This window comes from Thermodesulfovibrionales bacterium, assembly GCA_035686305.1.
GTDB lineage: Bacteria > Nitrospirota > Thermodesulfovibrionia > Thermodesulfovibrionales > UBA9159 > DASRZP01.
Map to the genome: position 1 here is coordinate 1 of DASRZP010000129.1, position 12,189 is coordinate 12,189.

The following is a 12,189-nucleotide window of genomic DNA, read 5'->3' on the forward strand; positions in this document are numbered from 1 at the left end:
AAGAGCAAGATCATATACGTATTTCTTTATGTCCATAGATACCTCCAACGGAATAGGGGTCTTCAGACTACAATAACCAAAGGATATGAAATAATCAACACTGCGAGGACGTCCTTTCTTCCTCATGCCTTGACCCTCCACGTGCAGAACACTATCTTGGTCGGGAAGGGAGGTATGGTGAGAAGCCCTGTATTGTGATATCTTTAGTTGTTGCCGACTGGCGTTGTAAACTCAATACGGGAGGGATATCTCTTTCGGCGGACTCCTCAAGCACCGCATTTCCGGAATCGCATCGCACGTACAGGGCTTCGATCCATGCCCGCCCTGCACAAAGGTTGCAACATTAGGGTTGACCTTCTCCGCCGGCCCATCTTAAAATGCTTCATGCCCCAGATAAAGATCCTTCCTGTCGATGTCAGAAACAAAATCGCTGCAGGCGAGGTCGTTGAGAGACCCGCATCTGTCGTAAAGGAACTCATTGAAAATGCCATAGATGCCGGCAGCACCGAGATACGTGTTGAGGTCCTTCGAGGGGGGAAAGGGCTCATCAGGGTCACGGACAATGGCGTTGGAATGGACAGAGAGGATGCCCTCCTGTCCATCGAACCCCATGCCACCAGCAAACTGAGGGATGACGATGACCTCTTCCATATTACGACGATGGGATTCAGAGGCGAGGCCCTCCCATCCATCGCGGCTGTATCCAGGATGAAACTCGTTACGGGACAGAAAAACGCTTCTTCAGGCCTAGCCATCGAGATTCAGGCCGGAAAAGTCATGGAGACGAGAGATGCTCCATCGATCGGTACGACCCTTGAGGTGCGGGACCTTTTCTTTAATACCCCGGCACGAAAGAAATTCCTCAAGTCAGACAATACCGAACTCTTCCATATCATCGATACCGTCACAAGGGAAGGGCTTTCGCATTGGGAAATCGGCTTCAGACTGATCACCGCAAATCAGGAGACGATGGTGCTTCCAAGGGCATCCGGCCGGGGTGAGAGGATTCTGCAGATTTACGGGCGTGAGTTTATGGAAGGTCTTTCAACCGTCGAAGCCGAAGGCGATGGGATCAAAATGGCAGTTTTTTTTTCGCGACCGGATAATTTCAGAAACAGCAAGAGCCACCAGTTCATCTTTTTGAACAGACGTCCCGTCAAAGACCAGACCATCTCCCATGCCGTCTATAAGGCCTTCGAGGGGATACTCCCCCGGGACAGACATCCCGTCTTTTTCCTTTACATCGATATTGACCCGGCAAAGGTCGATTGTAACGTGCATCCAACAAAGCGTGAAGTGAGGTTTCAGAATAAGGACGAAATCTATCGTCTTGTGAGCGGGAGTCTCAGGGATGCTGTAAGAAAGGAACGGATGGAGTACGTCGAGCCTTTCACGCGAGCGCCCGTTTGGACAGACGGTGAAACACCGCTTTCCTCTGATATCAATGATGGAGTGGTCCCTCCATCTCTGCAGTATGGGCGAGCGCCTTCATCAGACAGACAGGTCTCTGAAAATGTCGAATTCCTTTACGAGCCTTCTCTTCCCTTCATGTACCTTGGTGATACCTTCATCGCCATGGCTGGCAAGGGCGGTCTGACACTCATAGACCATCATGCCGCCCATGAAAGGATCCTTTACGAAAGGCTTTCTCGCGGGGTCAATCTTGATTCCCATCAGCTCCTTTTCCCTTCCCAGATAAGGTTGTCTCATAAGGAATATAGTGTTATCCTTCAAAATAAGGGGTTGCTTGCTGAGATGGGGATGGAGATCGATGATTTCGGGCATGATACCGTCATTGTCCGCGCCCTTCCCGATGCCTTGAAGGGCGGAGATTTGCGGGGAATTCTATCGGACGCCGCTGCTGCCATGATCGAAGGAACGCAGCCTGACAGCTCGCTCAAAGAGGGTATCGCTGCACGGATAGCGTGTCATGCCTCTGTAAGGGGCAAAGAGATCCTTTCGCAGGAAGGGTTCCGGAGACTCCTCTCGGACCTCGAAAAGACCGACAAGCCTGATCAGTGTCCCCATGGAAGGCCGACGAGGATATTCTTCTCCCTCGATGACATGAAAAAGATGTTCAAGAGGAAGTAGGCGGTGCTTATAAGGAACCGCTCTCCTTATCGCAGAGGCAGGGAAAGAGGCAGTTGCGCGCACCTTGGGTCTGGTCCATTGAGGCTGCCGTAGTACTTGACGCTGTGGGCCGGGCATCCACCGTGGCATTCCGCATGGAGCCGGCAGTGACTCACCGGACATCGATTTTTCGCAAATCCTCTGAAGAAATGGAGTTTCGGAGAGTTCCATATAAGCTCGAATCTGTCGTGAAGGATATTTCCGAGATAAAACTCCTCCATTCCGAAAAAAAGGTTACAGGGAAAGACAGAACCGTCGGGCAAGATTCCGAGTTTGGTCACTCCTGCCGAGCATCTCGCAGCGAGGAGCCCGGGATAGGTTGCGGCATCTGGAAGAAACCCTGAGCAGTACACAGGCTCCGTATTCGGCACGGACTTCCTCAGCGTCTCGATAGCATGGTGAAACTGCTGGAACGGTATGGAGTGCTTCCGATTGCCGGCGATGATGTCGGGATAGATCAGATAATACTTCCTGATTCCTTTCGAAAGGATCGCGCTGATACTCTCGTTCGAGCCCGCAGTCTCTCTGTATAACGATTTGACAAGGGGCTTATGGACCGTCAGAAATGCGTCGAGGGGACTATCGATCTCAGCTCCGTTGAGGGAAACGCCGAGGGAACAGGAATCGCCAAAGGCATCGAGGAGTTCCATCATGACCGGAACGCGTGAACCATTGGAACTCAGAGAGACCGCTAACCCTTCACCACAGGCGGCTCGAACGATCTCTTCGATGCTGCTATGGAGCGTCGGTTCGCCTCCGAGGATGTCGATCTCACGAACGCCGGCATGTGCAAGGATTCCTGCCAGCCGCCTGAAAACTTCTACGGTTATATCGTCGCTCTTTGTGATTCCGGCATTGAAACAAAAAGAACAGTTCATGTTGCAGCGGAGGGTTGGATAGAACTGGACGTAATGCGGACAGGATGGAAGCGCCTCACTCATGAATCAACCATCCCGTTGCACAACGCTATCCTGTCTGACAGATGTTTGCAACTTAAGGTTACCTCGCTCGATTCGGACAGGAATTATTCCACGAGCCTCTTGCCTGCCTCGGCTGCATCCCTGAGCGCAGTGGGATGGCCGAATATCGCGCCCTTCGCATCAACTCCCAAAAAGCCGAGGGTCTCGTGAGAGGGAACACTGACCGTCCTGAAGAATGCCGTTGCCGTTGTCTCAGAACACTGAATGCCTGCCTCTTTTTTCATCCCGCCGACGAGGAGCAAGAGCCCTTTCCTCCCATACCGTCCTTCGGGAATGGGTCTCTTCAGGAGATACTTCTCGCACCAGAAGGCCTGGCACCTGTCCACCATCGCCTTTGCCTGGGCGCTCAGACCGTAGAAAAAAATAGGGGAGGCAAGGATGATTCTGTGGGCCTTCCTGATGGCTTCGAAAATCTGGGCCATGTCGTCACGGATAATGCAGATTCCCGTTTGTTCACATCCCCCGCAATTCTGACAGGGCTTTATATCCATGTCATTCAGTCTGAAGAGCTGAATATCATGTCCTGTTTCGCCGATACCCTTTAATGTCTCCTTAAGAAGGGTCTCGGTATTTCCATCGGGTCTTGGACTCCCGAGGAATGCGATGACCTTCATCAGTCAATCTTCTTAAAGGCCTGCTTCTTCGCTTTGCAGACAGGGCACTCATCGGGTGCTTCGCCTTCCGCAGTGAAGCCGCAGACCTGACAGACGTAGTAGTCAACGGCAGGGTTGTTCCCGAGACTTGCCAGGGCCTGTCTATAGAGCTCTGCGTGCACCTTCTCGACATCATTGGCATAGGTAAATGTCCTGAGGGCCCCGTTATTCTTCTCCTCCTTTGCGTCCTCAATCATGCGAGGGTACATCTTCTGGAACTCATAGGATTCACCGTTGATCGCTTCATCGAGGTTCTCCTTCGTACTCCTTATGCCGCCCAATTCTCTCAGATGGTTATGGGCATGGACGGTCTCCGCCTCAGCAGCTGCCCTGAAGAGCTTTGCCACCTGTTTGTACCCTTCCTGCTCGGCCTTCTTTGCGAAGGCAAGATACTTCCTGTTTGCCTGTGATTCCCCTGCAAATGCGTCCTGAAGATTCTTTTCCGTCTTTGACATCAAAACCTCCTTGTAATGTGGTGATAATTGATACAGCGTTCTCTGAGGAGAAGGTCCGCTCAAGAACTCTTCGTGCCCGTCCCTTTCCCTCCGCGACCTCAGTGGCTAGAATAGCTGAAAATATCTGAAGCAGTATCTAAAATTTCAGGTGATATTCTTTCACCTTTTGTGCAAACTCCCGCCCAAACTCATAGCACTTCGTCTCATCCTCAAGGGACGGCCGATAGAGGATCTGTAAGCCGGGCTCAAAGATCTCGAGCCCCATCCTCTTGAACTCCTCATAGGCTTCTTTCACAGCCCCGCCACCCCAGCCGTAACTTCCGAAGGCGCCGACGATCCTGTTCTTGGGTCTCAGGCCTCTCACATGCGTCAGAAATTCAGCGACCGTCGGATACATGATGTTGTTTAGGGTCGGTGTCCCGATAAGACAGCCCCGCGCTCTCCAGAACTCCTTAATGGCAACGCTCATGGGTGAGGCCCTCAGTTTAATCACCTTGCATTCAACCCCTTCATCCTTAATCCCCTGCATAATCGGCAGCGCCATCTTTTCCGTGCTGTGCCACATCGTATCGTAGATGATAGGGACGCTCAGGTTTGCCTTTCCTTCTGCCATGTCGAGATAGGACTGTATGACTTTCTGCGGTTCCGATCTCCAGATGATGCCGTGATCAGGGGCAATCATCTCTATCTCCAATTCCAGCTTCTGAATCTCTGCGAGCTTTGCCTTAATGATAGGCCCAAAGGGCATGAGGATATTCGCGTAATAATCCACGACAGCGTCCTGAAGCTCCGACATCGATTCGCAGGTCACGAACTCGTCATCGAACCTGACAGCCGAAGCGATGTGCTGTCCGAATCCGTCCTGACTGACAAGGATCTTTTCTTCCTTGATGTAGGTCATCATCGAGTCAGGCCAGTGAAGCATCGGGGTTTCGATGAAGAACAGGGTCCTCTTTCCAATCGACAGCTCGCTTCCCGTCTTGACGACCTTTACATTCCATCGCGATAGGTCAAAGAACCTTTCGAGCCCTTTTCTGCCCTTCTCCGTTATATGGATCGTGGCATTGGGGGTCAGCTCCATGATCCTGTCGAGGCTTGTGGCGTGGTCATTCTCGATGTGATTGATCACAACATGCCGTATCCTCGAAGGATCGGTGACGCTCAAGATGTTCTTGATAGTGATATCCGAAAAATCATACTTGACCGTGTCGAGCAGGGTTGTCTCGTCGTCAAGGATAAGATAATTGTTGTATGTCGTACCCCGGGGCGTGGCGTAACCATGAAAGTCACGGACGGCCCAATCGATGGCTCCGACCCAGAAGATGCCGTTTTTCAGTTCAACAGCCTTCATAAACACTCCTTTGACAGCAGATTAATCTCAGAAAGGATCATTTAACGAACGCTCGTCTCCTTTTTGAAGACCTTGTGGCCGCAGAAAAAACAGACCGTCTCTTCTTCGTCAGACCAGAGTTCTATATCCTCGCCGCATTTCGGGCATGCGACAAACTCGGGGACAGGCGCATATTTCACGCTGCAAGGGCTCTTACCCTTATCTTTTGTTCGGTTCTCCGTCATAGGCCTTTCGCCATCCTTCCTTCTGTAACCTCTTTATCCTCTCCGTTGCCCAGGATTTCATCTCTTTCAGATAGAGGGTAGGATCCTTCTTTGCAAGGGCTGTTATGCACTCACGCTCCTTGATGCTTTCAAGATGATCACCGGGATACATGCCGTTCCATGTGCAGTATCCGGCATCGAAGAGAAAATCGGACGTGATGACGGCGTTTCCGATCTTCTGCCCCATAAACCTGGCCACATCCATATCGTATTCAATGACCCAGCCGTTGTCAACGACCATCGTCTCCGGATTAATCGACATGTCAGACGAGCAGCTGGGGCAGTAGAGACCCCGGAGGATCTCCTGAGACATCACATTGTCTTTGAACTGAAAACTCGCACTCTTGCTTCCGCATCTGCATCTCATCTCATAAGCCATGCACATAGTGTTCCTCCTTAGTCCAGCATGGGAGAGAATCGTGCTTTCCTTGCACCGCAGAGAGGGCAGACCCAATCTTCCGGCAGTTCTTCAAACGTCACTCCGGGAGGGATATTCCCTTTCTTGTCTCCCTTTGCAGGGTTATATATATACCCGCACTGCTGACATACATACTGTCCTGCCTCTGTGCTCACCTCTGCCATGTCACTCTCCTCCGTATCTCTTCTTTGGATCAGGAGTCTATGACCCCACTCGTCGACAATGAATACGCAGCATCCGTCGATCACTTATAATTATTATCACATTAGAATGATTCTTGTCAAGCTTCAGCTCTTCATAAAACAGACAACCCCGCAGAAATCTGCAGGGTTGCTTGCAGGGAGCCCTTACCGGCCTCCCTAGTCTTCCAAAAGAGTTGAGAAGGTGTTGTGATGCTTCTCTTCGTCGGAGAGGATGCTTTCAAAAAGCTTTTTTGTTACAATGTCTCCTTCTTTATCGGCGAGGGCAACGATTTCTTTATAAAGTTCCATCGCATCTTCTTCCGCCTTTTTATCTATCCTGAGCATCTCCTGAGCGGTCTTGCCGACTTCGATGGGGGTAGGCTTTGTTGTCGGGACACCTCCAAGGTAATCGAGCCTTTCGGCGATCTCCTCTGCATGTTTCATCTCAGCCATCGCTATCCCCTTGAAGACGCCGCCCAACGACTCGGAATTAATGCCTCTCACCATCACGTGCTGCCACATGTACTGCACGCTCACCTGAATCTCCCTCGCAATTGCATCATTGAGCTTGTCCAACAATTTCCTGCTTGCCATAAGAACCTCCTCAGGAGCTAGATTTTGCTCTCTTCCAATCCTCGCATGGTGTAACTATACCCCACTATCCCTGCATTGTCAATGATCGTCGCGAAGGTCCGTCAGGAAGACGTATAAAGAGAAGAATGATAGGAGAGGACTACCCCTCGATCTCCCCGAGAAGTTCATCAAGGAGGTTGTCCTCGGACACCTTCTTTACGACCTTCCCTTTTCTGAAAAGGAGTCCAAAGCCCTTGCCTCCTGCTATACCGATGTCAGCCTCGCGAGCCTCGCCCGGTCCGTTGACAACGCAGCCCATGACAGCTACGGTCACTGGCTTGTCAATCTTCTCCAGCCTCTTCTCCACCTTCGCTGCAATTCCCCTGATGTCTATCTCGCACCTTCCGCAGGTCGGGCACGAAATGATATTGGGGCCCTTCTGCCTGAGTCCGAGAGATTTCAGGATCTCAAAAGCGACCTTCACTTCCTCGAGAGGATCGGCAGAAAGCGAAACCCTCATGGTATCACCTATGCCTTCAGAGAGGAGTATGCCGAGGCCGACGGAACTCTTTATCATCCCCGTGAAAAGCGGGCCCGCTTCTGATATGCCGATGTGAAGGGGATATCTGAATCTTCGGGTAAAGAGTCTGTACGCATCAACCGTCATCGGAACGTTTGACGCCTTGAGAGAAACCTTTATGTCCCTGAACCTCAGCCCTTCAAGGATCTCTATATGTTCCGCTGCACTCTCGACAAGGGCTTCTGGAACGGGATGACCGTATTTTTCGACGAGCCTCTTCGGCAGGGAACCGGCATTCACACCGATCCTTATGGGGATTGCCCTGTCTGAGGCAGCCGAAACGACCTCGGCCACCTTCCACCGTGTGCCGATGTTGCCGGGATTGATCCTCAGGCCGTCAACTCCCTGACGAATCGCTTCGAGCGCCAGCCTCCAGTCAAAGTGGATGTCGGCAATGACGGGGATCGAGACCGACCTTTTGATCCTCCCGAGAGCCTTTGCCGCTTCCAGATCCGGCACTGCGATCCTTATGATTTCGCAGCCGCTCCCTGCGAGAGCCCTTATCTGCTTCACCGTTGATTTTACATCTCTCGTATCAGTCTTTGTCATAGATTGGACGGAGATGGGGTTATTACCTCCGATGGCCACGCTACCGACGTGGATCACTCTCGTCTTCTTTCTCTGCTTTATCACGCGCATAGAGCCTCCTGCTGCCTCACCGGCAGAGAGAATTCACCCTCCTGTCCTTAACCTTCTCTTTGTATCCTCTTCTTATCCCTGTAAGCCCTTACTGCCTCGGCATGCTGGCTGAGTGTCTCAGAAAAATTATGGGTGCCGTCATTGTTCGAAACGAAATACAGGTAAGGGACGTCTGCGGGGTGAAGGGCAGCAATGATTGATTTAAGACCGGGAGATGCGATAGGGCCGGGAGGGAGCCCCTTGATCACATAGGTGTTATACGGTGTCTTCGTGAAGAGATCATTCCGCGTTATCTTCTCTCGTGCTGCCTTTATCCCGTATATTGCAGTCGGGTCTGCCTGGAGGGGCATGTTCTTCTTTAGACGGTTAAAATATACGGCTGCTATAAGAGGTCTTTCGTCATCGGCAACAGCCTCTTTTTCTATAATTGAAGCCATGGTCAGGAGGTCCTTCTCGGAAATATCGAGTTCGAGGGTCCTCGCCATCATGTCATCATCATAGGATTCCCTCAGCCTGTTCACCATCATTGATAATACCTCTTTCATCTCAAGGCCCTTTGGAAACCGGTACGTATCCGGGAATAGATAACCCTCGAGGGAAGGCGCGTCAATATCAAAGGAATCGAGGAATTCCCTATCCGTGCATAACCGGCGAAATTCGACTCCGTCCATCGCCGGAAGCGCAGAGAACTTTTCACCTATTTCCCGCAGGGAATCGCCGGGGACCACCGTTATTTCATACTCAATGATTTTGCCTGACCGTATTGCATTGAATATCCCGAGAGGGCTCATACTTCCCCAGAGGGAATAATAACCTGCCTTCACCTTCCGGTCTATACCGGTTACCCTCCCGAGAACGTGGAATACCCACTTGTCCCTCACCAATCCCCTCTGGGCAAGGGCCTCGACCACTTGCCGGTACGTCGCTCCCCGCTCGATCTCGAACTCGATCGCCTTGTTTCCGAAAGGAAGAGGGAACAACATCTCAGCTACGGAATACGAGAGAAAGAGAAACAAAAGGGATATCGTTATGACAACCAGATTCCTTCTCATGTCGGATTACTCGAGGAAGTCTTCTCCTGATCAGGATATCGCCTAACCTGTCTTCTTAGAAAAACTTTGCAGAATATCTACCTCTTTAGAATGCCAAAAGACGGGGGAAAATGTAAAGGGAAAGGCACATCTTGCGTTACAAAATAAAGCGGGGGAAAAGGGCCTCACCAAGGGGATACCTGCTTTTCCTTAATTCAACTGTCGCTTAATAAGCCGACTGACTATTAAGCGAAGAGGACCTATTACTACGAAGGGTTGTAGGAGGTCTCCAACCCATGTTCATTCTTAGATCAACCTTTCCAAGTTTCTCTAAATTCATATCGTCCCTCCCGAAAATTATTCTTCCCCCAAATCTTCAGCAATCAACTTAAACTGCTCCAGCACTGCTTCGAGGTCGTCAACGATTTCGCGGGAGATAACGCCTGGGTCAGGAAGGTTTTCTGAGTCTTCGAGGCTTTGGTCTTTAAGCCAGAAGATGTCGAGGCTCGCCTTGTCGCGGTTGATCAGTTCTTCATACTCATATGACCGCCAGCGGCCATCAGCGTTTTTCTCAGACCACGTGGCCTTCCGGTGCTGCCGGTTCTCAGGGTTGAAGCATTTCAAGAACTCATCCAGGTCTTCGCACTTCAAAGGATTTGTCTTGAGGGTGAAGTCCTTGTTCGTCCTGAAGTCATAAATCCAGAGTTTTTTTGTCCATGGTGTCTCAGAGGCCGGTTTTTTGTCAAAGAAGATGACGTTCGCCTTGACTCCTTGAGCATAAAAGAGACCTGTCGGCAGGCGGAGGAGCGTATGCACCTCGCATTCGTGCAGGAGCTTGCGCCTGACCGTCTCACCAGCTCCGCCTTCGAAGAGCACGTTGTCAGGGATAACCATCGCTGCCTTCCCGTTCTGCCTAAGCAGAGTCTTTATATGCTGGACAAAGTTCAATTGCTTGTTCGATGTTGTTGCCCAGAAGTCGTCCCTCTCGATCGTCTCTTTCTCCTTTGTGGCTTTCCCGTCCTCTGCCACGATCATGGTGCTGCTCTTTTTGCCGAAGGGAGGATTGGTTAAAACCATATCAAACCGCTCACCCGGATCACTCGCGAGAGAGTCCGCAACCGTCAGCGGTAGATCGTCGCCGCCAATGCCGTGGAGCATCATGTTCATGGCACAAAGCCGGGCAGTGTTTTGGACCAACTCCCATCCGCGCAGGGCCTTTTCTTTCAGGAACTTTTTCTCATCCTTGGTAAGATTGGGATAGTGTTTGATGATATAGTCGTGGGCAGCGAGCAGAAAGCCCCCTGTGCCGCACGCAGGATCGCATATCGTCTCCTTCGGTTTCGGAGCCATGACATCAACCATCGCCTGGATCAGTGGCCTGGGTGTAAAGTACTGGCCTGCTCCTGACTTGGTATCCTGTGCATTTTTTTCAAGCAGGCCCTCATAAGCGTCGCCCTTCACATCCGCGCTCATGGATGACCAGTTTTCCTTGTCGATGAGATCAACGAGAAGCCTTCGGAGCTTCGCAGGGTCCTGAAACTTGTTCTGAGCCTTGGCGAAGATGAGGCCGAGGAGACCTTTCTTGTTGCCCAGTTCTTCGAGCGTATGGCGGTAATGGTCAAAAAGCGCATCGCCGTCCTTTTTCAAGAGGCTTGACCAGTCGTAACCAGAGGGAATAGAGCTTTTCTGGTTGTACGGTGGCTTGGAACGCTCGTCCGCCATCTTGAGGAAAAGCAGATAGGTGAGCTGTTCCACGTAGTCGCCATAGCTCATCCCGTCGTCACGCAGGACGTTGCAATAATTCCAGAGTTTTTGGACAATTGTCGCAGAGCCGTTAGTCATTGCCTTATGCCTTTCGAAGTGACGCAATCAAATGGTATAATAATGTGTGTCAAGAAAGTCATTATTCGAAACCAATCCTTATCTGAAAGTGTCGGAAAAATATCATCAGGCACTTATCACCAATGTGGCCACCTCAACAGCTATTGAGACCGGGGCATCTGTTGAATCTATAGTGCGCAAACTCAAAAAGAGTGAAAACTCGGAAAGAATCATAAAACCACGTCACTCTTCTCGATAATCATCAAGAATAGTTTCTCCATCGGGGCGTAGTTTTTGTCCAGTCCGGCCTGAATCGCTTCGAAATATTCCTTCTTCTTTTCCCCGCTTATCAAGCCGAAATTGAGAAGGGGTAATCCGGCCTGAAGAGGCGACCTGATGCCAAGTTTGTTCTTGAGTACTTGTCCGTTTGACCCCGGTTCGAATTGATCTTCGATTAAATGCGATGTGCGGTAGCGAGGGGCTTTCTTCATTTTGTCTTTCTGGCCTGCGTAGGGGCTTTGTAAAGTCTTTCTGTAAAGCCGCCTTCGGTGAGAAACTGCTGCTCTAATCGCTGTAGCTGCCGTCCAAGAAGGTAACTGGCCTGGTTGATCAGGCAAATTAATGTGTTCGCCGCAACCTCAGCAGAGGCTGTTCTCAAAGAATAGGGGTCAGACCTGTCCGACGCGTCAGACTTGTACGACGAATACTTTCTTCTCACCGCAAGGGCCTCTGGAGAATCCTTCGTCCAGAGGCGCAAACCCTTCTGCCGAAGAAAGGCCTGATAATCGAGTAGCAGTTCTTCCAGGCTTGCCCGGGCAACGCCGGTCAGTTTGAGTTCTGTCTTCTTCGAGGTTGCCGAGGCCATGCTCCCTTCGGCGATGTTCTGCACACCGCTCCGTGCCGCCTGCACCATCTGGTCGTGCGTACGCGACCGCTTCTCGATGAAACGGTCACAAAAAACCACAGTCGCATCGTAGACGAGTTCAGCGGTCTGGTAAGAGCGCAGTTTGCGATATCCGCCGTGAGGCGGGATGAGAGACGGCTTTTCGTTATTGTCTGTCATTTCATTAGCCCGCCTGAAAACGCCTTTTTCAAAATCCCCTGCCGCAGGCG

The 12,189-nt window shown here is 51.2% G+C and carries 14 protein-coding genes; 1 reads left to right on the forward strand and 13 read right to left on the reverse strand.

Going from position 1 to position 12,189, the window contains the following annotated elements:
- Positions 1-384: 384 nt before the first annotated feature.
- Entirely contained in the window at positions 385-2,091 is a 1,707-nt protein-coding gene (gene mutL / locus VFG09_14355; GenBank protein HET6516337.1) for a DNA mismatch repair endonuclease MutL, read from the forward strand.
- A gap of 26 nt (positions 2,092-2,117) precedes the next feature.
- On the opposite strand, the gene VFG09_14360 is transcribed toward mutL, so the two are convergent.
- From VFG09_14360 to VFG09_14420, 13 genes are all read right to left on the reverse strand, one after another.
- The gene (locus tag VFG09_14360) at positions 2,118-3,071 is read right to left on the reverse strand and encodes a radical SAM protein (protein ID HET6516338.1); all 954 of its coding nucleotides are present in this window, start codon (positions 3,069-3,071) and stop codon (positions 2,118-2,120) included.
- 83 nt (positions 3,072-3,154) lie between these two features.
- Positions 3,155-3,724, reverse strand: coding sequence for a flavodoxin family protein (locus VFG09_14365; GenBank protein ID HET6516339.1), 570 nt, complete (start codon positions 3,722-3,724; stop codon positions 3,155-3,157).
- Positions 3,724-4,218, reverse strand: a complete 495-nt coding sequence (locus VFG09_14370) for a rubrerythrin family protein (protein ID HET6516340.1) — start codon at positions 4,216-4,218, stop codon at positions 3,724-3,726. Before VFG09_14370 ends, VFG09_14365 begins: the two co-directional genes overlap by 1 nt.
- Before the next feature lie 136 nt (positions 4,219-4,354).
- Positions 4,355-5,569, reverse strand: a complete 1,215-nt coding sequence (locus VFG09_14375) for an FprA family A-type flavoprotein (GenBank protein HET6516341.1) — start codon at positions 5,567-5,569, stop codon at positions 4,355-4,357.
- Positions 5,570-5,610: 41 nt separating this feature from the next.
- The gene (locus VFG09_14380) at positions 5,611-5,793 is read right to left on the reverse strand and encodes a hypothetical protein (GenBank protein ID HET6516342.1); all 183 of its coding nucleotides are present in this window, start codon (positions 5,791-5,793) and stop codon (positions 5,611-5,613) included.
- Positions 5,768-6,217 (reverse strand): hypothetical protein, encoded by a 450-nt coding sequence (locus tag VFG09_14385; GenBank protein HET6516343.1) that lies wholly within the window; start codon positions 6,215-6,217, stop codon positions 5,768-5,770. Before VFG09_14385 ends, VFG09_14380 begins: the two co-directional genes overlap by 26 nt.
- 11 nt (positions 6,218-6,228) lie before the next feature.
- Complete coding sequence (locus VFG09_14390) at positions 6,229-6,414, reverse strand: rubredoxin (GenBank protein ID HET6516344.1); 186 nt, start codon at positions 6,412-6,414, stop codon at positions 6,229-6,231.
- Positions 6,415-6,609: 195 nt separating this feature from the next.
- Positions 6,610-7,026: a ferritin-like domain-containing protein gene (locus tag VFG09_14395; protein HET6516345.1), complete on the reverse strand. Its 417-nt coding sequence runs from the start codon at positions 7,024-7,026 to the stop codon at positions 6,610-6,612.
- Positions 7,027-7,165: 139 nt separating this feature from the next.
- Entirely contained in the window at positions 7,166-8,224 is a 1,059-nt protein-coding gene (gene ispG / locus VFG09_14400; GenBank protein ID HET6516346.1) for a flavodoxin-dependent (E)-4-hydroxy-3-methylbut-2-enyl-diphosphate synthase, read from the reverse strand.
- 47 nt (positions 8,225-8,271) lie between these two features.
- Entirely contained in the window at positions 8,272-9,276 is a 1,005-nt protein-coding gene (gene mltG, locus VFG09_14405) for an endolytic transglycosylase MltG (GenBank protein ID HET6516347.1), read from the reverse strand.
- 336 nt (positions 9,277-9,612) lie between these two features.
- The gene (locus VFG09_14410; protein ID HET6516348.1) at positions 9,613-11,097 is read right to left on the reverse strand and encodes a class I SAM-dependent DNA methyltransferase; all 1,485 of its coding nucleotides are present in this window, start codon (positions 11,095-11,097) and stop codon (positions 9,613-9,615) included.
- Positions 11,098-11,306: 209 nt separating this feature from the next.
- Positions 11,307-11,567, reverse strand: a complete 261-nt coding sequence (locus VFG09_14415; protein HET6516349.1) for a hypothetical protein — start codon at positions 11,565-11,567, stop codon at positions 11,307-11,309.
- Positions 11,564-12,189 (reverse strand): four helix bundle suffix domain-containing protein (locus tag VFG09_14420; GenBank protein HET6516350.1); only part of this gene is annotated, 626 nt, incomplete at its 5' end. The genes VFG09_14415 and VFG09_14420, both read right to left, overlap by 4 nt.

Excerpts from the sequence above, each read along its gene's own strand:
- VFG09_14395 (HET6516345.1), bottom strand. The coding sequence starts at position 7,026 with ATGGCAAGCAGGAAATTGTTGGACAAGCTCAATGATGCAATTGCGAGG.
- ispG (HET6516346.1), bottom strand. The coding sequence starts at position 8,224 with ATGCGCGTGATAAAGCAGAGAAAGAAGACGAGAGTGATCCACGTCGGT.
- VFG09_14360 (HET6516338.1), bottom strand. The coding sequence starts at position 3,071 with ATGAGTGAGGCGCTTCCATCCTGTCCGCATTACGTCCAGTTCTATCCA.
- VFG09_14375 (HET6516341.1), bottom strand. The coding sequence starts at position 5,569 with ATGAAGGCTGTTGAACTGAAAAACGGCATCTTCTGGGTCGGAGCCATC.
- VFG09_14415 (HET6516349.1), bottom strand. The coding sequence starts at position 11,567 with ATGAAGAAAGCCCCTCGCTACCGCACATCGCATTTAATCGAAGATCAA.
- VFG09_14380 (HET6516342.1), bottom strand. The coding sequence starts at position 5,793 with ATGACGGAGAACCGAACAAAAGATAAGGGTAAGAGCCCTTGCAGCGTG.
- VFG09_14410 (HET6516348.1), bottom strand. The coding sequence starts at position 11,097 with ATGACTAACGGCTCTGCGACAATTGTCCAAAAACTCTGGAATTATTGC.
- mltG (HET6516347.1), bottom strand. The coding sequence starts at position 9,276 with ATGAGAAGGAATCTGGTTGTCATAACGATATCCCTTTTGTTTCTCTTT.
- VFG09_14365 (HET6516339.1), bottom strand. The coding sequence starts at position 3,724 with ATGAAGGTCATCGCATTCCTCGGGAGTCCAAGACCCGATGGAAATACC.
- VFG09_14370 (HET6516340.1), bottom strand. The coding sequence starts at position 4,218 with ATGTCAAAGACGGAAAAGAATCTTCAGGACGCATTTGCAGGGGAATCA.
- mutL (HET6516337.1), top strand. The coding sequence starts at position 385 with ATGCCCCAGATAAAGATCCTTCCTGTCGATGTCAGAAACAAAATCGCT.
- VFG09_14390 (HET6516344.1), bottom strand. The coding sequence starts at position 6,414 with ATGGCAGAGGTGAGCACAGAGGCAGGACAGTATGTATGTCAGCAGTGC.
- VFG09_14385 (HET6516343.1), bottom strand. The coding sequence starts at position 6,217 with ATGTGCATGGCTTATGAGATGAGATGCAGATGCGGAAGCAAGAGTGCG.